The sequence below is a fragment of the Kaistella gelatinilytica genome (assembly GCF_015679325.1).
GTDB classification, from domain to species: Bacteria; Bacteroidota; Bacteroidia; order Flavobacteriales; family Weeksellaceae; genus Kaistella; species Kaistella gelatinilytica.
Map to the genome: position 1 here is coordinate 1,542,666 of NZ_JADPVI010000001.1, position 24,144 is coordinate 1,566,809.

The window sequence follows — 24,144 nt, forward strand, 5'->3', positions numbered from 1 at the left end:
AAAGAAAAATAAAACTTTTCTGACTTTTGTGGTTAAAGCAACTAAGAATTCGCAATTGCATTCGCAACCCAAAATCCTGTGCTGAAACAAGCTTGCAAAAGATAACCGCCAGTTGGAGCTTCCCAATCAATCATTTCTCCGGCGCAATAAACATTTGGGAATTTTTTCAATTCCAAATTCGAATTAAGTTCAGAAAAAGCAACACCGCCCGACGTAGAAATTACCTCATCCATCGGGCGGAAACTTAAAACTTCAATCGGAAATTTCTTGATGGTTTTTGCTAAATTTTCAATATCCAGATAACTTTCCTTATCGAGCGTTTTTATCAGATTAATGGCAGTTGTTGATAATTTTAAATTCCGTTTTAATATTGAACTTATTTTCTCTGTCCCTTTTAATTGCTCCAAAATTTCAGCTTCGGATAGGTTTGGTTTTAAATCAATATTTATCATCACAGGAAAATCATGCTTTCTGGTAAAACGGTTCATGTAATAAATCGGACTTCCTTCGATACCATATTTGGTGAAAACAATTTCGCCGATTTTTGAATTTTCCTCAAAAGAAACTTTAATATTTTTTAAATATTGACCTTGCAATTGATGAAATTTACCATCAGTATTATAACCTGAATTAGCTGATTCTAAAGGTGTTATTTCAATATTTTTCTGTGATAAAGTTTCTACCCACTTTGCATCAGAACCTGTTTTTTTCCAGGAACCACCGCCCATCGCCAAAATTAATTTTGAATATTTAATAGAAAAATTCTGATCATTACTTTTTAGATAAACTTCCGCAGCATCAAAATCAAGAAATGTATGATCGTAATGAATGGTTACTCCAAGCTTTTCTAACTCCTCCAACCAAGCTTTTAAAACATGAATCGGTTTGAAATTTTTCGTCGGAAATATTTTACCCGAACTTCCGACATAAGTTGTAATTCCCAGATCTGAAAGCCATTGAATCACTTTTTGATTATCATAACCTCTTACTATTCCCTGAATTTCTTCCGCTTCATATTTTTGGACAAAAGACGCTAATTCTTCATTGTGAGTCAAATTAAATCCGCCATTTCCTGCGACTAAAAATTTTCGCGCGGCCGCTTTATTCTGCTCATAAACGTGAACTTCAAAACCTTTCAAAGCCAATTGTTGAGCCGCCATTAATCCAGCCGGACCTGAGCCAATAATGATAATTTGATCTTCCTGCATAGGCTGCAAAAGTACGCATTTACTTTTTCGGTTCAGATAGAATCTTGAAACTACGCACTAAACCAGGAAAATATTAATTATCACAAATGCACGAATTTTCATCTACAAATATATTTTGACCTATTCCTGAATTCGTGACTCATCATTTCCAATTTTTAAAAGGTAAAAGCGTCAGATTTGAATTGTAATATTTGTCTTCTCCAGTTACTTCCTGCCCAATCCAATCCGGAATATTGAATTTTTCGTCTTCACTTCCCAATTCAATTTCGGCCACGATCAATCCTTCATTTTGTCCTGAAAACACGTCAACTTCCCAAATATGGTTTTCAACAGGAATTTTATACCTGACTTTTGAAAGTTCAGAAACCGCAAACTGATCCAGCAATTCTTTGGCTTCCACGCACGGAATTTCATATTCGTATTCTGCTCTGGTTGCGCCAACAGAAATTCCTTTTATGGTTAAAAATCCTTTATCAGAAGTTTGTCGCACCCGAATTGTTTTATGAGGCTCAGTCAACAAATAACCCTGTCTGTAAAAATCTCCCGCAGGTTTTTCGAAGTTTTCCCATTTGTCGTGATCGACTAAAAATTTTCTTTCTATCTCTACTCCCATTTTAATTTTTTACTGTGTTTCGTCGTAGCAAAATTATACATAATTGAAGAATATCCATTTTTAAATCAAAGAATTCCTCTAAAATATTTCCGCGATCTTAATTGGTCATTGCATTCATAAAATCTACCTTTGCCCCATTCTAAAAATCAGCAGTTTTCACCTGAAATTATCTCAAATTACGTCAATCTTTTATGTTCAAGGATCCCAAATTAGTTCTCGCCATCATCACCGTTGCTTTAGTTTGGGGCACCACTTTCCTGGGAATTCGCGTTGCAGTTGAAACAATTCCGCCTTGGTTTGTCGCCGGAATTCGTCAGTTTTTAGCCGGAATTATTTTATTGGTCGTTCTTCTATTTTCCAAAAAATTAAAATGGATCGGTTGGAAAAACTTCACAAATCAGATCATTCTCGCCTCTCTGATGCTGGTCGTTGCAAACGGAATGACAACCGTTGCCGAAAAACATTTAACGAGCAGTTTGGCATCTTTGATCAGTTCAACATCTCCGTTGCTCGTTTTTCTTTTGAGTATTCTATTCAGTATGCAAAAATTCAGCATTCGCGGATTAGTTGGAGTTTTAATTGGATTTTCCGGAATTTTATTGATTTTTAAAGATGGCTTAGAAGATCTCCTCAACGTAGAATACCGAATGGGAATCATTTTTATGTTCATCGCAATTTTCGGTTGGGCTTTCGGAACAATTTTCAGTAAAAAAAATCATCAGCACACTCAGAACATTTCCCTCAATCTCTTTTATCAATTCAGTTTCGCCGGGATCGTTCAGATCATTTTCGGCTTTCTTTTTTCTGATCAGATCAACTTTGCAATGTGGAGTTTCAAAAGCATGTTCGCAACGGTTTATCTCGCAATTTTTGGGTCTGTTATCGCGTTTTTCGCCTTTCATTTTGCGCTGAAAAAAATTACGCCGACGCAGATTTCCATCCTTTCTTATGTGAACACCATTATCGCGATTTTCCTGGGTTGGCTGATTCTGGACGAACCAATTTCAGTCACTTTTATCATGGCGACTGTTTTAATTATTTGTGGCGTTTTCATCACGAATTACAAACCGGGAATGTTTAAAAGAGTCTGATCCATTTTTATTTAGGTCCCTAATTTGTTCTGAACTTGTCGAATGACTCACGCTTCTTTTATTTCCCAAATTTCGGCTAGAAAAGACATACTACATTTTACAAATTCCCTTTTACATCGTACCTTTGTTCCATGGAAATTTTAGATATTCTCATCATCGGAGCCGGTCCAATCGGACTTAACTGTGCTCTTGAAGCCCAAAAAAATAACCTCACTTATTTAATTATAGAAAAAGGAACCATCGTTAATTCCCTTTATAATTATCCTTTGTATATGCGGTTTTTTTCCACCGCCGAAAAACTCGAGATCGCTGAAATTCCTTTCATCACAACCGCTCCAAAACCTGGGCGACAAGATGCTTTAGAATATTATCAGGGAATTGCACGACAAAAAGAATTGCACCTTAATCTTTACGAAAAAGTTCTGAACGTTACCAAAACCGACGATATCTTTGAAATTGAAACTTCAAAATCTAAGTATCTCGCGAAAAATGTAATTATTTCCACCGGATTTTACGACATCCCGAATATGATGAATATTCCGGGCGAACATTTAGATAAAGTAAAACACTATTATACTGAACCTTATCCTTACGCTCAACAAAAAATTGTAGTTGTTGGCTCCAGCAATTCTGCAGTTGATGCGGCTTTAGAAACTTATAGAAAAGGCGCAGAAGTCACGATGATCATTCGCCACGCAGAAATTTCAAAAAGTGTAAAATATTGGGTAAAACCTGATATTGAAAACCGAATTGCCGAAGGAAGTATCGCGGCACATTTTAATTCAGAACTTGTTGAAATTAAAGAAAACTCCGTCGTTTTCAAAGATGAAAAAGGAGAAACGCACGAAATTGAAAACGATTTTGTTTTGGCAATGACGGGTTATCTTCCCGATTTTAATTTCTTGAGAAACACCGGAATCGATCTGCAGGGAGAACATTTAAATCCTTTCTATGATCCTGAAACAATGGAAACGAATATTCCAAATCTCTATTTAGCAGGGGTTGTTTGTGGTGGAAAAGACACGCATCTTTGGTTTATAGAAACCTCCAGAATTCATGCAGATATTATTGTTAAAAATATTCTTGCTTCAAAAAACATGACTCAAAACATTACTAAGTAAACTGTTAAATCCGATGATAATACATGTATTATTCTCTTAACACATAAGTCACATAAGTTTTTGCTGATTAGAAAAGAGCACATTAGTTTGGATGAATTCAATTTCCGAAGGAAATCTTACTTATCTTAATTCCTTCATCAAAACTTAATATTTAAATTTAAAGTCATCGATAAGTATTCTATTCAGATATAACTTTTACCATTGATTTGATCGCAACCAATTGCTCCAAAAGTTCTTCGCGAGAACTGGATAATACATTAATATGTCCCATTTTTCTGCCGGGTTTTGTGTCGCCTTTTCCGTAAAGATGAACGTAAGTATTCGGTAATTTCAGAACTTCTTCTAAACCTTCATATATTACTTTTCCGGTGAAATTTTCTTCACCGACCAAATTCAGCATTCCGGAAAATCCAAATGAGGAAGTGTCGGCAAGCGGCAGATTTTTCAAAACACGGTAAAATTGTTCGAACTGGGAATTTGCGTTTCCTTCTTGCGATTGATGTCCTGAATTATGCAAACGTGGCGCAGTTTCATTGACCCAAACTTTTCCATTTTTATCCAGAAATAATTCGATGGCAAATAAACCTTCAGAATTGGCAGCTTTCATGAATTTTTCCGCAATGTCATCAATCTGATTTTGAATATCTTCAGAAATTTGAGTTGGCGAAATATTAAAATCGAGCAAATTCAATTTTGGATCTGCAACCATTTCTGTGACCGGAAAACTTTTGATTTCACCACGCTCATTTTTAGCAATGATTAAAGATAATTCTTTATCAATATCAACCAGATTTTCTAATACTGAAGGTTCATCCCACAAATTAATTAAATCACTTTCGTCCTTAATAACTTGAACACCTTTTCCATCGTAACCACCCGTATTCAATTTTTGAACAAAAGGAAAACCGATGACAATTTCCTCTTCTCTCGACAGAATGATCTGAAAATTTGGGCTTGGAATTTGAAACTCCTCATAAAATTGCTTCTGCAAAATTTTCTGCTGAATAATTTTAATGATCTTTGAATTTGGAATTACTTTTACGCCTTGATTTTCTAGAGCTTCCAAACCTGCAACACTCACATGTTCGATCTCGATAGAAACGACATCTTTGTCTTTTCCAAAATCGATAACATTCTGTTTATTGTTGAAATTTCCCTGAGTGAAATACGAAATGTTTGCGCAGGAACAATCTGCATTGGGGTCGAGTGTGTAAAAATCATCATCATATTTTAAAGCTTCCTGAATTAACATTCGCCCCAATTGTCCGCCTCCTAAAATTCCAATTTTCATATTTACTTTAATTTACTGATTGCTAAATATCCGATGAAGGTGAAATTTTGCTGATTTTCACTTTCTGCTTTTTCTAAAATGATGGAGTAATTTTCTTTCATTTTTAAAGGTAAAATATCATTTACTTTATAAATGTCATCAATATCAACTCCGTGTTTATCATCGATATGACTTACTGCTTCCGGAAATCCCATGGTTTTGTAGAATTCGGTTTTTTTGACTCTTCGAATAATTTTCGCCATCGACTGATCGACCATTAAAATTTGTTCATGAAGTTCCTCAAATTGTCCTTGCTTGTAACCGCCGAGATTTATAAAGAAAAGATGTTCTTCTGGAATGTCAGAATTTTTCTCCACAATTTTCACTTCAAAACCATCAACAAACTGAACTTCTTTGTAAGCGTCGATATGGATTTTTCCTTTCGCTTCCGGCCAGAATTTTTTCATATCCGGAATTAAATCCTTCAAATTTTCAGCAATGCCAAAGAAGACATCGTGTTGTTCGATATTTCTGCCGATCGGCGTTGCTCCGAGAATGACGTAAAATAATTTCATAGTTGAAAAAAACAAAAATACAATTTATAAAAATTCCAGATATCAGTTTACTCCTTATTTTTAATGCATAAAATTTCTTTAAACTATTCAAAATTCTTAAATTTGTGAAATGTCGGAAATATTAATTCTGTTCTTCGGAGCCGTTTCCGCCGGATTACTTGGATCCTTGACTGGATTAGGCGGCGGTGTAGTTATCATTCCTTTACTTACTCTTGGCTTTGGTGTTCCGATGCATTACGCGATCGGCGCTTCATTAATTTCGGTCATCGGTACATCATCCGGTGCAGCAGCAGCTTTTGTAAAAGAAGGTTTTACCAATGTTAGAATTGGGATGTTCTTAGAAATTGCCACCACAACTGGTGCTATTGTTGGTGCTTTAATCTCGGGTTTGCTGAATGCGAATACCATCGGAATTATTTTTGCGAGTATTTTAATTCTTACGGTAATTCTCAATTTGAGGAAAAAACCAGATCATCAAGAACCCTTGATTGAAGGAAGTTTGGAACATCGGCTTCAACTCTTCGGAACTTTTCCTGATAAAGGCATCATAAAAGCATATTCTGCAAGAAATACGATTCCTGGATTTTTTATGATGGCATTTGCAGGAGTAATGTCCGGACTTCTCGGAATTGGTTCAGGGGCACTGAAAGTTTTAGCCATGGATAATATGATGAAACTTCCCTTTAAAGTTTCTACGACGACGAGTAATTTTATGATCGGTGTAACTGCAGTAGCGAGTTCGCTTATTTATTTTCAGCGTGGCGAAATTATTCCTGTCATCGTAGCGCCGGTTTTAATTGGTGTTGTTTTAGGAAGTTTTATCGGGTCGAAAACATTAATGGTTTCACAGACTAAAAAATTAAAAGTAGTTTTTGCAGTAGTTGTTTCTATTCTGTCGATTTATATGATGTACAACGGTCTTAACCATAATTTTAAATAATGAAAAGACATTTCACAGATTTAGATCTTAACCGTTCCGTGGGAAATCTTCTGCGTTTGGGAGTCATTTTTTCAGTGATCACCTCATTTATTGGCTTCATCAAATTATTTTTTGAAGGATTTGAAATGCCAAAAGATTACGCGTCTCTAGAAGTTCCTGTAGGTACGATCTGGCAAAGTTTTTTTGCTTCTTTAAGTCGATTGGAAGGAATGGGGATTATTCAGCTTGGGATTTTATTGCTTATTCTGACTCCACTCGTTAGAATTATATTCGCGCTGGTTGGTTATATTAAAGAGAAAGATTATACCTATGTCATCGTTTCTGCAATTGTTCTGGGAATCATGCTGGTGAGTTTCTTGATGGGTTTTGCTCACTAAACAATCAGTTTTTTTCGACAAAAATTTATCAGGGTAATTTGAATTCGCCATTTCGCGGCTGGATTTTCTTTCGAAATTTTAATTTTTTATATTTTCCAAATTTTAATTTTTGAGATTTTCTTATATTATTCAAATTTCATATTGTTTTGTAATATTCATATTGTTCATAGGGCTTCACCCTATGCTATTGATGTCGCCACTTCGTGGCTTTTTCGTGGGAAATCTTAATGGTCTTAATTGCTTTATCACAAATTTAATGGTGAGAAAAATTTAGAAAAAGGATAAGGTTTTAGAAATCTGTAACTTGAAAATTGCTTATTTGAATGCAATGTTTTTGAGAATTGCTTCGGCTTTGAGTTCGGTTTCATTCCATTCTTTTTCGACAGAACTATCGGCAGTTATTCCGCCCCCGACATATATTAGGGCTGCATTTCTGAAAAATTCTGCACAACGTAAATTGACGAAATATTGAATGTAATCTTCGGTTTCAACCCGAATGTAACCCGCATATAAATTTCGCGAATGCATTTCAAACTGTCGAATTGCATTTTTGCAAAAATCGGTTGGAATTCCACAAACTGCAGGAGTGGGATGCAATTCTGAAATGATCTTTTCTAAATCTTCAGCTTTAATTTGCGCTTTGAAATCGGTGCGTAAATGTTTGATATTTCCGGAAATGTGATCGCAGGTTTCAGATTGCTCAATTTTTTCGGAAAATTCTTTTAAAACATCGTGAATAAAATCGGTAACCGGTTGCTGCTCTTCAATTTCTTTGGAAGTCCAATCTTCATTCACAGGTATTGTTCCGGCCAAACTCATGGTTTCAAACTGAGAAGTTTTCTTATTGAATTTTCCCAAAACTTCGGAAAAAGCGCCGATCCAACATTTGCCGTCTTTAATAAATAAATAAACAAAAGCATTTGGATAAGCTTCGCAGAGATTCAAAAATGTTTCGGATAAATTAATTTTTGAATCTTTGTAATTGACCAGTTTTCTTCTGGAAATTACCAGCTTTGAAAGGTCATTTTTTTTTATGAAATCAATAACTTCTACCAGTTTTTCCTCATATTCAGTTTGCTTTTTCTCCCAAAATTCCATGAGATTGGAGGACAACAAATCGGTACTAACTTCTTGCTTCGCAAAATCTTCGATAGTTATTTCTTCGATATCTCCTTCAAAATTGATGATTTCAGATTGATCGAAAGAAAAAAAAGACACGGGATTTTTATCTGAATTTTCATCAGTTGTGTTTATCTTTTCGGAAAAGGGAAATCTGAAATAGAGCATATCGAATTATTTATATTCCAAAAAAAAGATTCACAGTAATTCTACTATTATCGGGGAATGATATTGTTGGTCATTGTCGTATGATTGATCAACTCTCCTTTTTCGTCGCGAATTTCGATTTCGGAAACATGCATTGTTCTGCCTTTCCGGATGAATCTCGCCGTTCCTGTAACGATGCCATTTTTTTTACTTCGCAAATGATTGGAATTAATATTGGTTCCAACAGGCGCAAATTTTTCGGTATCGACATGCAAAACCGATAAGCTTGAGCCTAAAGTTTCAGCCAGAACACAACTTGCGCCGCCGTGCAGAATTCCGTACGGTTGATGAACTTTCGGAGTTACAGGCATTGTTGCAGTCAAGGTATCTTTCGTGACATCGGTAAAAATAATATCAAGCGTTTTACCCAAAGTTTCTTCGCCCCAATTATTGAGTTTCTCTAAAATCTGTTCTTTATTTTCCATTATAATTTGAGGTTGAGGTTGAGGTTGAGATTAAAAAATTTTTGGGTTCCAGTTTTCGGGAACTTTTGGTGTTCTTTTTTTGTAATATTCTTCCATTTCGCCCATGATATCTTCATACGTTCTGGTTTCTAAATCGTGTACAGAAATCATTTTGCCCAGATAAATCGCCTTATCCTTAAAATCTCCCGACGCAATAACAATAGGAACTTTTGCGGCTAAAGCCATGTGATAAAAACCTTTTCGCCATTTTGGTACCCAACTTCTGGTTCCTTCCGGCGTGATTACTAAACTGAAATCTTCTTTCGCAAATTTATCGACAACAAATTTTATCAAATTATTTTTCTGGGCGCGGTCAATTCCTACTCCACCCATTGCTTTTACTAAAAATCCGTACCAGGCTTTCGTATGAGCATCTTTGATGATCACTTTCAGGGGTTTTCCCAAAGACCAGTACGCAAGATTTCCCAACATATATTCTTCGTTGGCGGTATGCGGTGCTACAACTAGGATACAGCGATCCAAATTATTAACATCTCCTTCCAGAACGACCTTCCAACCGATTATTTTGAGGATTAATTTTGCGAGAAATTTTTTCATATTTAAGAGTATAAGGAGTGAATAGCAATAAGTTTAAACAAAAAAGTATAACCAAAAGACTTGGTTATACTTTTACAAATATATTGAAATTATTTTGTCTAAATTAAACTGCTGATGAAATCCATGATTTTCATTGCGATTTCGAATACGAACTGTACCATGATTTTGTATTTTAATTGTTAACTGATTTACTTCTCCATTTAACTGTACGAAATTACTCTAATTATAATGTAAAATACCTTCGTAAATGTTAAATTTTCTTTAAATTTTTGCCATCATGAACAAGCGAAAAGCGAATTATCATTAAACTTATTTTGTAAGATCACAATTTCGCTCTTGCTCATCCACTCTCATTTATTTGGTTTTGATGGAAATTTCTTTTTTACCGTTTTTGATTGAAATATCTACGTCTTTTATATTTCGTAAATTATTTTTCATAGAATCCATGATTTGATCTGCGGCTTCTTTCGGCATTTTCTTTCCATTGATGATCACGCTGTCTTTATCATTTTCATTATACTGAATCGTAGATCCATTGATCTTGATTTTGTTTTTACTGATCTCGATTCCATTGGAGTTGTCATTATCATTGCTGTTATCATTTGAAACGCTGCCATTTCCATTTAAATCACCTTCTAACTGAAGCACATTATCTCTCACTTTGAAGACTTGCATCTTCTGAGGAACTACCAGTTCATAATTTACATTATAATCTCTAAATCTGTGTTGATAAGGATATTTCATGTAATTCGGTAATAAGATCTTATTTCCCTGAATTTCTACGTCAACATTCATCTGCATCGGAAGATTGTACCCTTTTCCTTCTTTTTTAATGATTAAATATGGCTTTGTAATATTAGATTTTCTCGTCACATCTATGTTTGGATAATCTTCTTCATAAACCATTTTTCGGTCAGAATAAATATCATCGTCATACGCTATGAAATTTTGTGGAATGGTAACCTGCTTCATATCAACATATAAACTGTCGGATATGGTGTTGATGTCAACGTTTTCAGTGTCCTCTTTATGACCTTTCAAAAACGCTTCTTTTTTTGCCATACTTACTCCGAAGTACGCTCCAAGTCCCATTAAAATTATAAATAATGCACCGATCACCCAACCAATATTTCTCAATTTAGTCTTTGGGGAAAATATTTTGATACTTAATAAACTGAAGAGAATGGCAGGAATTAAAGAGCCGATAATGATGATCGCTGACAAAACATTGTATAATCCATCATCATTAAAATAGAATTTCATTTCGTTCGCTCCAGGAAAATTAGAATCTATACCGAACATTCCGAAGAGTACAAATACACCTATAATACTGCTTACCGCCATTAAGGCTAAAATTGCACCGACGAAATATTTTATAACATTCCAAAGGCCGCTTCCTGCATTGTTGATGTAAGGTTTATTTTCGGTATAAATTTCACCAACTCTTTGTGTAGATTCGTTGGCAAACTGCACCAATTTGTTCGATTCGCTTTTTAAATTATCGAAGTTCATTGGTTTTCCCTTCATTTTTAAGAAATCAGTCGCAGTTTCTGCTTTGGGTAAAACGATCCAAAGAATAACGTAAATTAAGATGATCAAAGTGGTTGAGATCGCGGCGGTAAATATTCCTAAAATTGCGATTCCTAACCAGATTGCACGCATCGCGCTTACATCCATTCCAACATAATGTGCTAAACCTGCACAAACACCCGCGATTTTTTGTTTCTCTGGATCACGGAAGAGTTGTTTTGAACCGCTGTAATTTGCAGAAGTACGCTGTTCATTTCTGGCTGTTTTTTCAGAAAAGTAAGCTTCTTCCTGCTCTTCGATCTGTTCTGGTCTTCCGATCTGGGAAATAACTCTTTCCACGTCGATGTCATTGATCACTTCGCGTTTTGCAAGAGAATCTTTGAAGATTTCAACCATTCTGATTTCAATATCATGCATTACTTCATCTGCTTCATTGGCATCTAAAGAATTTCTGAGTGCTGCAAGATAATCACTGAGTTTAATATATGCGTGTTCCTCGATCGTGAAAGAGAAACCGGCGAGTCCTATTGAGAGTGTCTTGTTCATGGTATTAAGAATTTGGTTGGAACGCGCTTTCAGGTGCGCCCGTCGGATTAGTGTTTTTAGTTATTTGGTTTACTGAGTCTGTCAGTTCGTTCCAGGTATTTCGAAGTTCGGCGAGAAACAACTTGCCTTTTTCTGTCATCTGGTAATATTTTCTGGGCGGTCCTCCTGTAGATTCTTCCCATCGGTAAGAGAGGAACTCTCCGTTTTTTAATCTTGTGAGGAGAGGATACAGCGTTCCTTCCACCACATCCAGTTTTCCTTTTTTAAGTTCATCAATCAAATCGGAAACATACATTTCTCTCTGGTCAATTAAACTCAAAATACAGAATTCCAGAATTCCTTTTCGCATCTGCGCTTTGGTGTTTTCTGTGTTCATTATTTTAGGGTTATTAATTAGTTTAATGATTAAAGTAAGTTTTTTGAGAAATTAATAATCATCGATTCATTACTCTTTCTCAATCTTACTATGCAAAGATATAAAATTAATTTAGTATTATGCAATACAAAGTAGTAATATTTTAATATTTTTTTTAAAAAGATTCTTAGTGATTGGGATCAAAATGAGGAAAATCCAGTTAACAAAGGCATTTTAGAAATATAAGAAGTGATAGTTTTAGATAAAAAAAATCCGCCTCATTGCTGAGGCGGATCCTTATTTAAAAGAAATATTCAGAAAATATTACTTTTTGATTGCTTTGATCGACTTAATTGTTCCGTCTTCCATAAGAAGATTAACAATGTATAAACCAGTTTTCAAATCAGAAACCTGAAGTTCAGTACTTGGTTTCATTGTTTTAACCTGTCTTCCAGAAACATCGCTGATCATAATCGATTTAACTCCTTTTACATCAGTAATATTCAATACATCTTTGAATGGATTTGGATAAACAGACAATGCTGAAGTTGCAGTATTACCTACGGCTAAAGTAAAGTCTTTGTAATCGATAGCATAATCTTCTACCTGACCATTAGACATTTCTTCACAAGCAGCTGTAAGTGGCAAATTAAGTGTAGTTCCGGAGAAATTATATTTCACTCTTACTCTCTTCACCCCAAACGTTGTTCCTGAAGGGATCGGTAAAGTTCCAGTTAGTGTTACTTTTCCAGCTGTTACTGTTGTGCTTCTTTTAATAGTTGCTGTAGTGTTAAAGTAGGATTCACCTGCATCTAAGAAATCACCATCATTATTCCAGTCAACAAAAACAGACATTGCCCAACCATTATTAGCAATACCAATACCTGTTAAACTAAATGGAATAGTTGTTAAGTTACTTAAAACGGTAATATTAGAACTTAGAAAAGTTTGGTTGACGTCATAAGTACCGATAGTTGTAGCGGTAGTATCAGAATTATTTGTAGTACCATTCAATGTGAATGAAGTAATTGGGGCAATCTGTGTTGGTACACTAGAACCTTGTGGACCACAATATGGTGCAATAGGATTAGGGCCAGTTGTGAAAGTAGTCTCTGTACAACCAGTTGCATCACCAATATTATTGAAAGCAATTACTTTTGCATAATACAATGTATTTGGCATTAAAAGTGGAGACGGACCAAATGGATACGATGTAGCAGCTGCAGACAAGACAACATTATTCAAAACATCTGTACCACCAGAGGTTGTTCCTAAAGAAAGTTTGTAACCACCATCAGCAAGAGGGGATAATGGCCAAGTTAATGTAGGTCTAACACTCACTCCTGTTGCAGCATTTGCAGGTGCAGAAAGCATTGTACAAGCTGGAATCGTTGATGGTGCTGAGTCACTTACCACATCATCAACATATAAATAAAACTGATCTGCATCTACTGCATGTATTGCAACGTAAACAGTAGTCCCAACATAAGCAGATAAATCAAAAGAAATTTTTGTCCAGGCATTTGGAGCTTTAGAAGTAGCTTTCAAAACAGTTGTTAAAGCTGCTTTTGTTGGAGCATTTCCTAATACCACTTCGTAGTTTTCTAAAAATGTAGAACTGTAACTCGCTACCCAAAAAGATAGTCTGTCATTCACACCTGCAGTTACAGCAATTCCTGGAGTTACCAAATAATCGTCGTGTGCAGCAGTATCATAGCGGATACTTGAAACATTAGCACCACTATGTGCCGGAAATGAAGCTCCTCCCGGAGGCGTACCAAATACAAAAGTTTGTGATGCAGGAACATCATTTATAACAGTCCACCCTGCAGGAGTTGCCGTTGAGGCATCAAAGTTTTGAGAAAATTGCGCACTTGCAAAAATTCCCAGTGCTAAAGAGCACGTTAGTAAAATTTTTTTCATAATAAATTTATATTGTTAAACTTGCCAAAACTAATGAATTATTATTACATAATTGAGAAAATAATTTAAAAAGAATCACTAAGATTCAAAAATATTTACAAAGTATTGAAAATGAGTTGAAGCTTTGAAACCTCAACTCATTTTAAAATTAATTTCTCAGAAATCTTTACCAGAAATGTTCTCATTACTTAAAAAATGACCTAACCTTCTGTTTTCTGCCTGCAACGCTTCCATTTTATTGAGGAGGCGATGAATGACTTCTAAACCGGGTAAATTTATTTCAAGATCGTAATGCCAGTTTGCAAAACGTTCAAAAGCCGGCAATTCATCATAAAGCAAATATTTTACTTCATTGTCATTCTCAGTTTTCAACAGTCCCGACTCTTCCAAAGAATCGAAAAAAGTGATTTCTATATCGTAAATTCTTACGAGTTCTTCGCGGGAAATTCTATCACTCATTTTTTTAAATCTTTTAATTGTTGAAATAATTCTCTTTCTTTCTCCGTCAAATTGGTCGGAATTTTTACGATGTACGTCACAAATAGATCTCCAAATTCACCGTCCTTCTTATAAACCGGGAAACCTTTTCCTTTTAACCGAACTTTAGTTCCGTTCTGAGTTTCAGGTTTTACTTTTAAATTTACGCTTCCATCCAAAGTTTTTATAGGAACTTCACCTCCTAGAACAGCCGTGTAAAAATCAATCTCAACCTCGGATGTTAAATTGTCGCCGTTTCTTTTAAATTCAGCATCTTCTTTAATATTGAAGGTTATAAAAAGATCGCCGCTTGGACCGCCGTTATGACCAGGATTTCCGTGGCCTTTTAATTTAATTTTCTGACCGTCTGCAACTCCGGCGGGAATTGTAATTCTTACTTTTTTGCCATTAATATCAAAAGTTTGCTGATGGGTTTTTGCGGCGTCGCGCAGGTTCAGGTTTAAACTTGCTTCTACATCCTGACCTTTAAATTTTCCGGAGGCACTTCCGCGCGAACTTCTACCCCCAGAACTTCCACCAAACATACTTTGGAAAAAATCTGAGAAATCGCCACCTTCCCCAAAATCTGCACCCGAATAGTTTCCATAATTTCCACCTTGCTGAGATTGATGCGATCTTTGCTGCTGTTGCGCTTTTTCATATTCTTCGCCGTGTTTCCAGTGTTCTCCATACTGATCGTATTTTTTCCTGTTCTCAACATTGCTAAGGACTTCATTGGCTTCATTGAGTTCTTTGAATTTTTTCTCAGATTCTTTATCTCCGGGGTTGACGTCTGGATGGTATTTTCGGGCTAACTTTCGGTACGCCTTTTTTATTTCTTCGGGAGTTGCTTTTTTATCAATGCCCAGAACTTTATAATAATCGATATATGCCATACAATAATGATTTACTCAAATTTAAAAAAACTAAAACGATTGCTGTTCTAAAGTTCTGTTAAAACTTTCTATTAATTTTTCTTAAATTTAATGAAAACTAATATCCTTCATACCTAATGGCAAATCAAAACCATTTCAATTTGTAATTTACTACCTGATGAAAAATTCTATTTACTTTCTATTCTTACTATTAATGGTTGGCTGCTCAAAAGAAAGCAAAACCAATTCTGAAATTTTACCTGAAGTTTCAACAACTGTGATCGCAAATGATTCATTGAAAAACTTTAAAAATGAATCAGAAAATTTAAGAAAAGAAGAAACTTTAAAAAGATTGAATAATGAAATTCTTTCCACTTTAAAATCTAAAGATTACGAAGGTTTTTCGAATTACATTCATCCAGAAAAAGGAATTACATTTTCGATGTATTCTTACATTAATTTAAAAAAAGACAAACATTTCAGTCGTGAAGAATTTGATCAATATATTGCAAAAGACACGCAATTCACCTGGGGACATCAAGATGGAACGGGTGACCTACTGGTTTTTCCAATCAAAGATTATCTCGCGGAATGGGTTTTCAAAAGAAATTTCAAGAACGCGGAGTTTTATTTTAATGAGTTTAAAGGTACCGGAAATACGATCAATAACATCAGGAAAACTTATCCAAACGCTCTATTTACGGAGAACTTTATTCCGGGAACAGAAATCTACAGCGGAATGGACTGGAACTCGCTGATCTTTGTTTTCGACGAATACAATGGCACCTATTATCTTATCGCTGTTGCTAATAATTCCTGGACCACTTAAATTCAAATTAAAAAGCATTACCTACTTTTCATAAAAATGCAACTCCGAAATTATTCGAAGTTGCATTTATTTTTAAGATCAAAAGGTGCTTATTTGTAAGCTTCAATTGTTTTATTTAGGAGATCAATTTGCTGATTAATCGTCGGACTAGAAGGATTTGCCTTTAAAACAAGCATTTTCTTCGCAAGACCATCTTTTAAAATTTGCACGATCATCATTTTTGCCTGTGGATTTTGACCGATTTGACCTTTAACCTGGTTCAAAACTTTCGTCACATTTTCCGTTGCTTTTAAATTATCAGAACTCATGATCCAGTTGAAACCATCTTCTGCAGACGCGCCCAATTCTGGTTTCTGGAACTTCAGGAAAGGATAAAACGCCGCCGTTGATGCAATTGCAGGCATTTGTTTTTCGATTTTATTTTTCACAATGATGGGTAAAAGTTCTGCGATCACTTCATCACCTGCACCTTCCAGATCAATTTTATCAGCCAAAGCTGCAATTTTTGAAGGATCAACCGCCGCAATTCCGGAAAGGGAATTGGCTTTCACCGAATTAGAAACCGCATTCATTCCTTTTTCGAAAAGCGGAAGATATTTTTTATCTTTTGTTTTTCCTAAAGCAGAAATTGCCGCCGCCTGAACCAAAGTTTTCGGATCACTGGAAGCCATTTTTTCAACTTCAGAAAGCGCTGCTTTTGCCTGATCAGGTTTAGAAAGATCTAATCCAGTCAATGCTTTCACACGGATTCTAAAATTTGAATCTTTCAAAGCTGCAACTACTGTTTTTAAAGCAGCCGGATTTTTAGCAACGTTCTCCATTGCATTTTCCAACGCTTTGTATCTGCTCAAAAATTCGGTTGAATTTTGATATTGCATTAAATACTGCTCCGGAGTTTTGGTGTCTGTAAACTCGGCCAGCAAAACGCCGTCTGCGTTTATATTAACTAAATCTGGACTTTTCCCTACTTGAAAAGTGAAGTCGTTTTTCTCTTTCGCATCTACCCAAACATTTTTTCGGGAAGGTTTTCCATTTTCGAAAACGTCGATTGCTAAAGGAAACTGAAAATTCTGCCCGATTTGATTTTGATTAATAGTAACTGTTACCTCTTTTTTGATCGGTTCAAAAGTAGTGGTGTAAGAAAGTTTTGGATTTCCGCTGCCAAAATACCATTGATTAAAGAACCAGTTTAAATCTTTTCCTGAAACTTTTTCTAAGGATAATCGAAGTTGATGTGCTTCGCCATTTCCGTATTCGTTTGTTTTTAAATAATCAGTTAAGCCTGCAAAGAAAGCGTCGTCGCCCAAATAATTTCTTAACATATGAAGAATTGCGCCACCTTTATTATAGGAAACACCATCAAACATGTCTTCGCGCGAGTGATAATTGAAACGCATCAAATCTTTCGTAATGTTCGAAGGATCCATCATATATCCTCTGGTTTCTTTCATCATACCGTAATCGGCGATATCTTTTCCGTATTTATGCTCATTCCAGAGATATTGGGAATAATTCGCGAAAGATTCATTTACAGTCAAATTGCTCCAACTTTCTGCGGTCACTAAGTCTCCAAACCAGTGGTGAAATAATTCATGAGCAATCGTATCTTCCCAGCGATTTTCATCGATCAGATCTCCCGGTTTTTGCTGTGCAGATTCCTGGTGAAGCGTTGCTGTTGTATTTTCCATTGCGCCAGAAACGTAATCTCTACCGGTAATTTGCGAATATTTCGACCATGGGTAATCGTAGTTTAATCTTTTGGAAAAGAACTCGATCATTTCCGGAGTATTTCCGAAGATCTGTTTTGCGTAAGGTTCGTATTCTTTTTCGACATAATAATCGACATCGATATTTCGCCATTTATCCTTCACGATCGCATAATCACCAACTCCCATGAAAAATAAATACGGTGAATGTTTTTTGTCCATTACCCAATGATCGGTTCGTAGACCATTGCTTTCTTTGGTTGAAGATTTCATGATCCCGTTGGATAAAGTCACATATTTATCGGGAACGGTCATGTAAATTTCTTCGGTAGTTTTTTGGTTGGTTTTATCAATGGTTGGAAACCAGGCTGAACTCGATTCAGTTTCACCTTGCGTCCAGATCTGCGTTGGTTTATCGGCTTCTTTTCCTTGAGCATTAATGAAATAAAGACCTTTCGCATCGGTAATTGCAGCACTTCCTTTTTGCGTTATTTCGTTCGGACGCGCTGTATACTTGATATAAACCGTATAATCCTGATTTTTGTTGTAAGTTTTATCAAGGTTTATTTTGAGCATATCGTTTTTGTACTCGTATTTTAAGGGACTTTTGATGCCACTTTTATCTAAAGCAACTTCATGGATCAGCATTCCTTTTGCATTGAGCACCAAAGAATCGGTCGGATAAAAGTACGGGGAAGCAGTGAGCCATTCTTCGCCACCCATTTGTTCTTTTTGGTAATCGAAATTGACTTTTAATTTGGTGTGTTTCAGTTCGGTCATTTTCGTGTGAGATCCACGATAAATTTCAGTTCTACCGGAAGTATCGGTTTGTGCAGCAAGATTTGCGGAGAATAAAATCCCGAGTAAACTGATGGTGATCAATAGTTTTTTCATATTTATATCAATGATTTTTGTAAGAATTTTCAGACTGGTTTTTATGATTTCTTATTAACGAATGTTTCGAAAAGGTCGTTAACAAACGATTCGTAGTCGCCACTTTTTAGTTGTTCTTTGCTTTTATTGACTGCCTTTTTCAGATCGCTTTCATCAGTATCATGATTAATTAATTCTACCGATTTAATGCCTTTAATTTGAATTAAAAGTTCAGTCAATTTGCCTAAATCGGCATTTTCTTCGAGATTTATTTTTAAAGATTTCATACTTATTCTTTTGTAAAAGTGAAGGTACTTCCTCCCTGGGTAAAGATCATTTCTTTTTTTTCCGGATTGAAAACCATCTTTATTGCGGCGGCATCAAATTTAAAAGTATTGTTTGAAACCGCTTCTAAAGGAAAAGCACTTTGTCCTGTTGCCTGACCTTTTAATTGACCGTTCTCTGTGAAAATATTAATTTTTAAAGGAATTGAAGCGGTAGCATAAAGTCCTTCTAATTTTTTCAGATCTAAAGCAGAAACCTGTATCATTTTGAAGTCTGGAACTTCGAAATCGATTCCATTTGCAGCTTTCAACGCGGTGATCGAAATTTGATTATTATCATAGTCGGATTGATTGGTAATCATTGCAAATGCAGTTTTACTTTCGGGGAAATAATACAAAACAGACCGATAATCATCAATACTTCCGTTATGTCCGAAACCTTTTTGATTATTGAAAGGAACAGGAAAAATTCCCAGTCCGTAATTTTCTTTGTATTGCTGCATCTTTTCTAAACTGGCTTTCGAAACTATTTTTCCGTTGGCCAAAGCGATGATAAATTTCAATAATCCAGAAGGCGTGGAAACCACATTCCCGGCTCCAATTGGAACTGACATGTCGGTTTCTTCACTTTTATTGTATTTTTTATCAAGTAAAACGTAGGAATTTGCTACGTTACTTTTAGAATTTATTTTTTCTCCAACTTTCGTGGAAGTCAAGCCTAAAGGTTTTGTAATTTTTTCTGAAAGAATTTGCGAGTACGATTTCTTATAAATATTCTCCAGAATCATTGCCAAGATCACGTAATTGGAATTGCTGTAAGTATATTTCGAATCAGGTTCAAAATCGCTTCCACCTTTCACAATTTTCGCAAGCAAATCAGGTTGCGATATATATTGAGTATTGTAGGAAAAATAATCTGGATCATCGGTAAAACTATGAATTCCACTTCGGTGCTGAAGAAGATTTTCGATCGTAATTTTTTCTGAATTTTTGATTTGAGGAAAATATTGCGACAACTTATTTTCCAGTTTAAGTTTTCCTTCTTCCGCAGCTTTCATCACCAAAACAGCCGTAAAAGTTTTTGAAATAGAGCCAATTCGATAAACGGTTTTATCATCAGCTTTGATTTTATTTTCAACATCTGCAAAACCAATTGCATTGGTATAAACGATTTGATCATCTTTTGCAATGGCAAAACTTCCCATTACTTTTTGATTACGGTCTAAAGCTGAAAAATAATCGTCCAGCTTTTTTTTATCGACGTTTTGGGAACAAGCAGTTCCAAAAACACCAATGAAAAACGAAAGTATAATTTTTTTGATCATCATCAAGCTTTTTTTATTGGTAGAAAATTTAGAAGGAAAGTTACAAAAAAAGTGAAGTTGTACAACTCCACTTCAATTCTAGATCTAATTCAGGAATTTAATTTTTTAAAGGTCTAAATAAATTCCATTTCGATCTAATAACCATCTAACCTCAACTCCGTTATCACCATAGTCCTTCCAGATTGTATCTTTCTTTAATTTAGAAAGTATAAAACTATTATTTTCGGGATTCTTAAAATCAAGAAGTTCTTTCAGATAATTGAAATATAAATAAGGTCTCAAAGAATCCTGCGACAATAATCCTTTTATCTCCTTTTGTAATCGATTTGAGTAAACAGCTTTATGCCAATTAGAAAGATAAAAAATTGCACCTTCATTATTTTTATTGAATGCTAAAAATTCAATTCTATTTCGATAATTAGCTGGATATAATCGATTCTGAAATGCATAATTTATAAGTTTATCATCAGAATGATCATTAAATATAATGATACTGTCAAACTTTTTAAGATTTACATCTTTTGGGATTTTCGTCTTTTCAAGTGCGTAAATGTACTTTGTATAAAAAGGAATACTTATGTTTTCATCTCCAACAATACAACCATTCTGAGTATAAACCGTTTTATTATTACTGATTAATCTATTGAAAATTTTATCTATTTGAGGATGATTTTTTTCTGCCAAAGCATTTGCAGCATATAAAGAAACCACCAAATTTTTATTACTAGTCAACTTTAAAAGTTCATCATCATTTGCGACTTTCTTAAGTTTTTCATAGTTATCAAAATTATGAGAAACTTCCTGGCCTTTGCCCAGAACTCCGGTTTCATAAGTATTTAACTCTGAAATTTCTTTAACTATTATTTTTAATTTTAACGGAACATTGATTGTATCAAAAATTGGTTTTCCTTTTGGTCCGAGAACATCTAAAATATTTACTTCATATTTCACCTCTTTTTCTTCTTGACACCCAAGAAGGTTGCAAATAATAAAAAAAGAGAATAATAGGGTAATTAATCTGAACATTATATCGCAACCGGCGCTTTAATTCCCGGATCTGGATTGTAATTTTCTAACGTAAAATCTTCAAAATCGAAATCGAAAATATCTTTGACCTCAGGATTTAATTTCATCGTTGGTAAATCTTTCGGCGTGCGGGAAAGTTGTTTATGAACTTGCTCGAAATGATTATTGTAAATATGAACATCGCCAAAAGTGTGCACATAATCGCCGACTTCTAGATCACAAACCTGGGCAACCATCATTAATAACAACGCATAACTCGCAATATTAAAAGGAACTCCCAGAAATACATCGGCACTTCTTTGATATAATTGAAGCGATAATTTTCCGTCTGCAACATAAAACTGAAACAAAGCGTGACAAGGCGCTAAAGCCATGTTGGGGATTTCTGCAGCATTCCAGGCGGAAACAATCAATCTTCGAGAGTCTGGATTTTTCTTGATTTGATCAATGACTTCAGTAATTTGATCGACAACTTTTCCATTTGCTCCGGTCCAACTTCTCCATTGTGCACCGTAAACAGGACCGAGATCGCCATTTTCATCGGCCCACTCGTTCCAGATTGAAACGCCGTTGTCATTCAAATATTTAATATTGGTGTCTCCTTTTAAAAACCACAATAATTCATAAATAATCGATTTCAAATGCACTTTTTTCGTCGTCACCATCGGAAATCCTTTTGAAAGATCGTAGCGTAATTGATAACCAAAAACACTTCGAGTTCCGGTTCCTGTTCGATCGGTTTTATCGGTTCCCTTGTCTAAAATATGTTGAAGAAGGTTGAGATAATTTTGCATGTTTTATAATGAGTAATTGGGAATTAGCAATGAGTACTGTTGAAAATTTATTTAATGATTTACAAAAGTAATAATTTTCACCAAAGATTCTGAATGATTTGTCTGATGTTATTCAATGAAATCTCGTCGCTTTTTTTCTTGCCGAATAATGCTTTACCTAAAGGACTTTCAGTTGAAATAACAAAGATTTTCTTTTGATTAAAAGTAATTTCACCCAACGAAACGGCGATATAAAATAATCCTTTATCGGTTTGTACTAAACTTCCTAAACCAACTATTTGGTGGAGATTTGAATTGATGAGTTTCAAGGAGTTTTTTGCCCGAATATTTTCATTGAGCTGAACCTGAAGATTATTAATTTCCTGCTGCACCATTTCGCGCGTGGTTTCATATTTGTCGCCCATCGAACTTTTGGTTTCGTTGTTGGAAGCGCGGGTTTCATTAATCAAACGTTCTAAATTTTCGATTTTTTCGGATAATTTAATTTGGATGATATTTAGGATTTCGGATTTGTTCATTTGCAATTTAAAATAAGTTTTGGCTAAAGCCATTTGATTATTTCATTAATTAAAAACGGGCTTTCTTCGACAAGCTCAGAATGACATTTCTCGTTCCTATTGATATTTCTAGTTTATCTCAAAAATTCTATTTTTCCATCACCGCATATCCACCAATCGGCAGGTAAAAACTTTTATCCTGTGCAAAATCTTTTACAGGACCGCTGAAAACATTTTTAAATATTCCGGAAACATTTGCATCATTGATGGTAAACGAAACAGCTTCTTTCGACATATTTAAAACAACCAACACCTCATCTTTCCCATTTCTACGAACATAAGCTAGAACTTTATCATCGGCGGAAGTCTTTAACAAATTAGTCGATGCAGCTGGATCGCCACCTCGCAAGGCAGGATTTGAAGATTTTAAATTCAATAAAGTTTTATAAAAAGGTGCCATTTGATTATTGCCGTTCCATTCAATTACATCTTTTTCAAAGAATTCGAGGCGTTTCATATTCGGTAATTCTTGTCCGGAATATAGAAGTGGGATTCCGTCCCAGGTTGCAGAAAAAACCGCTAAAGGTTTCGCGATATCACCATATTTTTCATATTCAGTTCCATTCCAGGTATTTTCGTCATGATTGCTTGTAAACCAAGCTCTCATTGATTGATCGCCAATTGCAGAATATTTTTGAATCAGATCTTTTAAGTCAGAAAGTGGCAAATTCTTTTTGTAGTAATCTTCCGTTTTATGCATCCAGGTCCAGGAATAACTGGCGTCGAATACTTTTCCATATTCTGGATTATCAAGTTCATCAAATTCTCCAATGAAGAAAAGTGGTTTTATTTTTTCAACTTCGGGTCTTGCCTGTTCCCAGAAATCAACTTCGACCCAACTTGCGAGATCGCAACGGAAACCATCAATATTGGTTTCTTTAACCCAAAATTTCATAGCATCGATCATCGCCTGTCTCATTGCCGGATTTTTATAATCCAATTCAATAATATCGTCCATTCCGGAAGCGATATGGAATTTTCCGTCAGCATCGTGAAGATAATAATCTGGATGAGAAACCGTCCAGACATGATCCCAACCGGTGTGATTTGCCACCCAGTCGATGATGACTTTGAAACCCATTTTGTGCGCTTCGTCGACCATATGTTTAAAATCTTCCATATTCCCAAATTCAGGATTGATGGAAACGTAATCGTGCGCTGCATATTGACTTCCCATACTTCCTTTTTTCACCTTTTGAGAAATCGGAGTAATTGGCATAAACCATAATGTTTTCACACCCATTTCCTGCAAACGCGGCATCTCTTTTTCGAATGCGCGGAAAGTTCCTTCTTTGGTATATTGTCTTACATTAACTTCATAGATATTGGTATCGTGTTTCCACTCGCTGGGTGAATTGCTCATTTTTGTCGTTTTTTGAGTCGTGCAGGAAAGAATTCCCAAACTGATGATTGCTAAGAGAAAAAGCTTTTTCATACTTACTGATTTGTGACAAATATATTCATTTTAAATTTCAATTGCGAAGAAAGGGTGCTTGCAATA

Annotated in this window: 24 protein-coding genes; 5 read left to right on the forward strand and 19 right to left on the reverse strand. The window is 35.2% G+C overall.

Annotated elements, in window-relative coordinates:
• Window positions 1–41: 41 nt before the first annotated feature.
• Both IV494_RS06945 and IV494_RS06950 read right to left on the reverse strand, forming a co-directional pair.
• A complete protein-coding gene (locus IV494_RS06945; protein ID WP_230380007.1) occupies window positions 42–1,208 on the reverse strand; it encodes a BaiN/RdsA family NAD(P)/FAD-dependent oxidoreductase in 1,167 nt (388 codons plus the stop codon).
• Window positions 1,209–1,350: 142 nt separating this feature from the next.
• The gene (locus IV494_RS06950; protein WP_196079406.1) at window positions 1,351–1,821 is read right to left on the reverse strand and encodes a CYTH domain-containing protein; all 471 of its coding nucleotides are present in this window, start codon (window positions 1,819–1,821) and stop codon (window positions 1,351–1,353) included.
• Between the two features lie 191 nt (window positions 1,822–2,012).
• Between IV494_RS06950 and IV494_RS06955 the strand changes: the two genes are divergently transcribed.
• Window positions 2,013–2,912 (forward strand): DMT family transporter, encoded by a 900-nt coding sequence (locus tag IV494_RS06955; RefSeq protein WP_196079407.1) that lies wholly within the window; start codon window positions 2,013–2,015, stop codon window positions 2,910–2,912.
• A 131-nt stretch (window positions 2,913–3,043) separates the two neighbouring features.
• Window positions 3,044–4,033, forward strand: coding sequence for a YpdA family putative bacillithiol disulfide reductase (locus IV494_RS06960; RefSeq protein WP_196079408.1), 990 nt, complete (start codon window positions 3,044–3,046; stop codon window positions 4,031–4,033).
• A gap of 178 nt (window positions 4,034–4,211) precedes the next feature.
• On the opposite strand, the gene IV494_RS06965 is transcribed toward IV494_RS06960, so the two are convergent.
• Window positions 4,212–5,324: a 5-(carboxyamino)imidazole ribonucleotide synthase gene (locus IV494_RS06965; protein ID WP_196079409.1), complete on the reverse strand. Its 1,113-nt coding sequence runs from the start codon at window positions 5,322–5,324 to the stop codon at window positions 4,212–4,214.
• Between the two features lie 2 nt (window positions 5,325–5,326).
• Entirely contained in the window at window positions 5,327–5,878 is a 552-nt protein-coding gene (locus IV494_RS06970) for a DUF1543 domain-containing protein (RefSeq protein WP_196079410.1), read from the reverse strand.
• 109 nt (window positions 5,879–5,987) lie between these two features.
• Here IV494_RS06970 and IV494_RS06975 point away from each other — a divergent pair, with 109 nt between their 5' ends.
• Together IV494_RS06975 and IV494_RS06980 are read left to right on the forward strand one after the other, a co-directional pair.
• Window positions 5,988–6,818 carry a sulfite exporter TauE/SafE family protein gene (locus tag IV494_RS06975; protein WP_196079411.1) on the forward strand — a complete coding sequence of 277 codons (831 nt, stop codon included), beginning with the start codon at window positions 5,988–5,990 and terminating at the stop codon, window positions 6,816–6,818.
• Complete coding sequence (locus tag IV494_RS06980) at window positions 6,818–7,195, forward strand: DUF1634 domain-containing protein (protein WP_196079412.1); 378 nt, start codon at window positions 6,818–6,820, stop codon at window positions 7,193–7,195. Before IV494_RS06975 ends, IV494_RS06980 begins: the two co-directional genes overlap by 1 nt.
• A 315-nt stretch (window positions 7,196–7,510) precedes the next feature.
• Here IV494_RS06980 and IV494_RS06985 read toward each other — a convergent pair whose 3' ends face one another.
• The 8 genes from IV494_RS06985 to IV494_RS07020 all read right to left on the reverse strand — a co-directional run bounded on the left by IV494_RS06985 (window position 7,511) and on the right by IV494_RS07020 (window position 15,270).
• The gene (locus IV494_RS06985) at window positions 7,511–8,482 is read right to left on the reverse strand and encodes a chorismate-binding protein (protein WP_196079413.1); all 972 of its coding nucleotides are present in this window, start codon (window positions 8,480–8,482) and stop codon (window positions 7,511–7,513) included.
• A 47-nt stretch (window positions 8,483–8,529) separates the two neighbouring features.
• Window positions 8,530–8,946 (reverse strand): PaaI family thioesterase, encoded by a 417-nt coding sequence (locus IV494_RS06990; RefSeq protein WP_039353505.1) that lies wholly within the window; start codon window positions 8,944–8,946, stop codon window positions 8,530–8,532.
• A 30-nt stretch (window positions 8,947–8,976) separates the two neighbouring features.
• The gene (locus IV494_RS06995) at window positions 8,977–9,543 is read right to left on the reverse strand and encodes a 1-acyl-sn-glycerol-3-phosphate acyltransferase (RefSeq protein ID WP_196079414.1); all 567 of its coding nucleotides are present in this window, start codon (window positions 9,541–9,543) and stop codon (window positions 8,977–8,979) included.
• 354 nt (window positions 9,544–9,897) lie between these two features.
• Window positions 9,898–11,619, reverse strand: a complete 1,722-nt coding sequence (locus IV494_RS07000) for a PspC domain-containing protein (protein ID WP_196079415.1) — start codon at window positions 11,617–11,619, stop codon at window positions 9,898–9,900.
• Window positions 11,620–11,623: 4 nt separating this feature from the next.
• Window positions 11,624–11,995, reverse strand: a complete 372-nt coding sequence (locus IV494_RS07005; RefSeq protein WP_196079416.1) for a PadR family transcriptional regulator — start codon at window positions 11,993–11,995, stop codon at window positions 11,624–11,626.
• Between the two features lie 303 nt (window positions 11,996–12,298).
• On the reverse strand, window positions 12,299–13,897 hold the full coding sequence (locus tag IV494_RS07010) for a T9SS-dependent choice-of-anchor J family protein (RefSeq protein ID WP_196079417.1): 1,599 nt from the start codon (window positions 13,895–13,897) through the stop codon (window positions 12,299–12,301).
• Window positions 13,898–14,053: 156 nt separating this feature from the next.
• Window positions 14,054–14,356 carry a chaperone modulator CbpM gene (locus IV494_RS07015; RefSeq protein WP_196079418.1) on the reverse strand — a complete coding sequence of 101 codons (303 nt, stop codon included), beginning with the start codon at window positions 14,354–14,356 and terminating at the stop codon, window positions 14,054–14,056.
• Window positions 14,353–15,270, reverse strand: coding sequence for a DnaJ C-terminal domain-containing protein (locus tag IV494_RS07020; protein ID WP_196079419.1), 918 nt, complete (start codon window positions 15,268–15,270; stop codon window positions 14,353–14,355). Before IV494_RS07020 ends, IV494_RS07015 begins: the two co-directional genes overlap by 4 nt.
• Window positions 15,271–15,427: 157 nt before the next feature.
• On the opposite strand from IV494_RS07020, the gene IV494_RS07025 reads away from it, so the two are divergent.
• Window positions 15,428–16,078: a hypothetical protein gene (locus tag IV494_RS07025; protein WP_196079420.1), complete on the forward strand. Its 651-nt coding sequence runs from the start codon at window positions 15,428–15,430 to the stop codon at window positions 16,076–16,078.
• Between the two features lie 89 nt (window positions 16,079–16,167).
• On the opposite strand, the gene IV494_RS07030 is transcribed toward IV494_RS07025, so the two are convergent.
• From IV494_RS07030 to IV494_RS07060, 7 genes are all read right to left on the reverse strand, one after another.
• Complete coding sequence (locus IV494_RS07030; protein WP_196079421.1) at window positions 16,168–18,678, reverse strand: M1 family metallopeptidase; 2,511 nt, start codon at window positions 18,676–18,678, stop codon at window positions 16,168–16,170.
• A 41-nt stretch (window positions 18,679–18,719) separates the two neighbouring features.
• Window positions 18,720–18,944: a hypothetical protein gene (locus IV494_RS07035; RefSeq protein WP_196079422.1), complete on the reverse strand. Its 225-nt coding sequence runs from the start codon at window positions 18,942–18,944 to the stop codon at window positions 18,720–18,722.
• A 2-nt stretch (window positions 18,945–18,946) separates the two neighbouring features.
• Window positions 18,947–20,269 carry a serine hydrolase domain-containing protein gene (locus IV494_RS07040; protein ID WP_230379927.1) on the reverse strand — a complete coding sequence of 441 codons (1,323 nt, stop codon included), beginning with the start codon at window positions 20,267–20,269 and terminating at the stop codon, window positions 18,947–18,949.
• A 102-nt stretch (window positions 20,270–20,371) separates the two neighbouring features.
• Entirely contained in the window at window positions 20,372–21,292 is a 921-nt protein-coding gene (locus IV494_RS07045) for a hypothetical protein (protein WP_196079423.1), read from the reverse strand.
• On the reverse strand, window positions 21,292–22,086 hold the full coding sequence (locus tag IV494_RS07050; RefSeq protein ID WP_196079424.1) for a thymidylate synthase: 795 nt from the start codon (window positions 22,084–22,086) through the stop codon (window positions 21,292–21,294). Before IV494_RS07050 ends, IV494_RS07045 begins: the two co-directional genes overlap by 1 nt.
• Window positions 22,087–22,163: 77 nt before the next feature.
• A complete protein-coding gene (locus IV494_RS07055) occupies window positions 22,164–22,604 on the reverse strand; it encodes a GreA/GreB family elongation factor (RefSeq protein ID WP_196079425.1) in 441 nt (146 codons plus the stop codon).
• 127 nt (window positions 22,605–22,731) lie between these two features.
• Window positions 22,732–24,078 carry an alpha-amylase family glycosyl hydrolase gene (locus tag IV494_RS07060; protein WP_196079426.1) on the reverse strand — a complete coding sequence of 449 codons (1,347 nt, stop codon included), beginning with the start codon at window positions 24,076–24,078 and terminating at the stop codon, window positions 22,732–22,734.
• Between the last annotated feature and the right edge of the window lie 66 nt (window positions 24,079–24,144).

Coding starts and splice junctions, on each gene's coding strand:
- IV494_RS06990 (WP_039353505.1), bottom strand. CDS start 8,946: ATGGAAAATAAAGAACAGATTTTAGAGAAACTCAATAATTGGGGCGAA.
- IV494_RS07020 (WP_196079419.1), bottom strand. CDS start 15,270: ATGGCATATATCGATTATTATAAAGTTCTGGGCATTGATAAAAAAGCA.
- IV494_RS07050 (WP_196079424.1), bottom strand. CDS start 22,086: ATGCAAAATTATCTCAACCTTCTTCAACATATTTTAGACAAGGGAACC.
- IV494_RS07035 (WP_196079422.1), bottom strand. CDS start 18,944: ATGAAATCTTTAAAAATAAATCTCGAAGAAAATGCCGATTTAGGCAAA.
- IV494_RS07015 (WP_196079418.1), bottom strand. CDS start 14,356: ATGAGTGATAGAATTTCCCGCGAAGAACTCGTAAGAATTTACGATATA.
- IV494_RS07010 (WP_196079417.1), bottom strand. CDS start 13,897: ATGAAAAAAATTTTACTAACGTGCTCTTTAGCACTGGGAATTTTTGCA.
- IV494_RS06955 (WP_196079407.1), top strand. CDS start 2,013: ATGTTCAAGGATCCCAAATTAGTTCTCGCCATCATCACCGTTGCTTTA.
- IV494_RS06970 (WP_196079410.1), bottom strand. CDS start 5,878: ATGAAATTATTTTACGTCATTCTCGGAGCAACGCCGATCGGCAGAAAT.
- IV494_RS06950 (WP_196079406.1), bottom strand. CDS start 1,821: ATGGGAGTAGAGATAGAAAGAAAATTTTTAGTCGATCACGACAAATGG.
- IV494_RS07045 (WP_196079423.1), bottom strand. CDS start 21,292: ATGTTCAGATTAATTACCCTATTATTCTCTTTTTTTATTATTTGCAAC.
- IV494_RS07030 (WP_196079421.1), bottom strand. CDS start 18,678: ATGAAAAAACTATTGATCACCATCAGTTTACTCGGGATTTTATTCTCC.
- IV494_RS06985 (WP_196079413.1), bottom strand. CDS start 8,482: ATGCTCTATTTCAGATTTCCCTTTTCCGAAAAGATAAACACAACTGAT.
- IV494_RS06960 (WP_196079408.1), top strand. CDS start 3,044: ATGGAAATTTTAGATATTCTCATCATCGGAGCCGGTCCAATCGGACTT.
- IV494_RS07040 (WP_230379927.1), bottom strand. CDS start 20,269: ATGATGATCAAAAAAATTATACTTTCGTTTTTCATTGGTGTTTTTGGA.
- IV494_RS07000 (WP_196079415.1), bottom strand. CDS start 11,619: ATGAACAAGACACTCTCAATAGGACTCGCCGGTTTCTCTTTCACGATC.
- IV494_RS07060 (WP_196079426.1), bottom strand. CDS start 24,078: ATGAAAAAGCTTTTTCTCTTAGCAATCATCAGTTTGGGAATTCTTTCC.
- IV494_RS06975 (WP_196079411.1), top strand. CDS start 5,988: ATGTCGGAAATATTAATTCTGTTCTTCGGAGCCGTTTCCGCCGGATTA.
- IV494_RS07005 (WP_196079416.1), bottom strand. CDS start 11,995: ATGAACACAGAAAACACCAAAGCGCAGATGCGAAAAGGAATTCTGGAA.
- IV494_RS07055 (WP_196079425.1), bottom strand. CDS start 22,604: ATGAACAAATCCGAAATCCTAAATATCATCCAAATTAAATTATCCGAA.
- IV494_RS06995 (WP_196079414.1), bottom strand. CDS start 9,543: ATGAAAAAATTTCTCGCAAAATTAATCCTCAAAATAATCGGTTGGAAG.
- IV494_RS07025 (WP_196079420.1), top strand. CDS start 15,428: ATGAAAAATTCTATTTACTTTCTATTCTTACTATTAATGGTTGGCTGC.
- IV494_RS06945 (WP_230380007.1), bottom strand. CDS start 1,208: ATGCAGGAAGATCAAATTATCATTATTGGCTCAGGTCCGGCTGGATTA.
- IV494_RS06965 (WP_196079409.1), bottom strand. CDS start 5,324: ATGAAAATTGGAATTTTAGGAGGCGGACAATTGGGGCGAATGTTAATT.
- IV494_RS06980 (WP_196079412.1), top strand. CDS start 6,818: ATGAAAAGACATTTCACAGATTTAGATCTTAACCGTTCCGTGGGAAAT.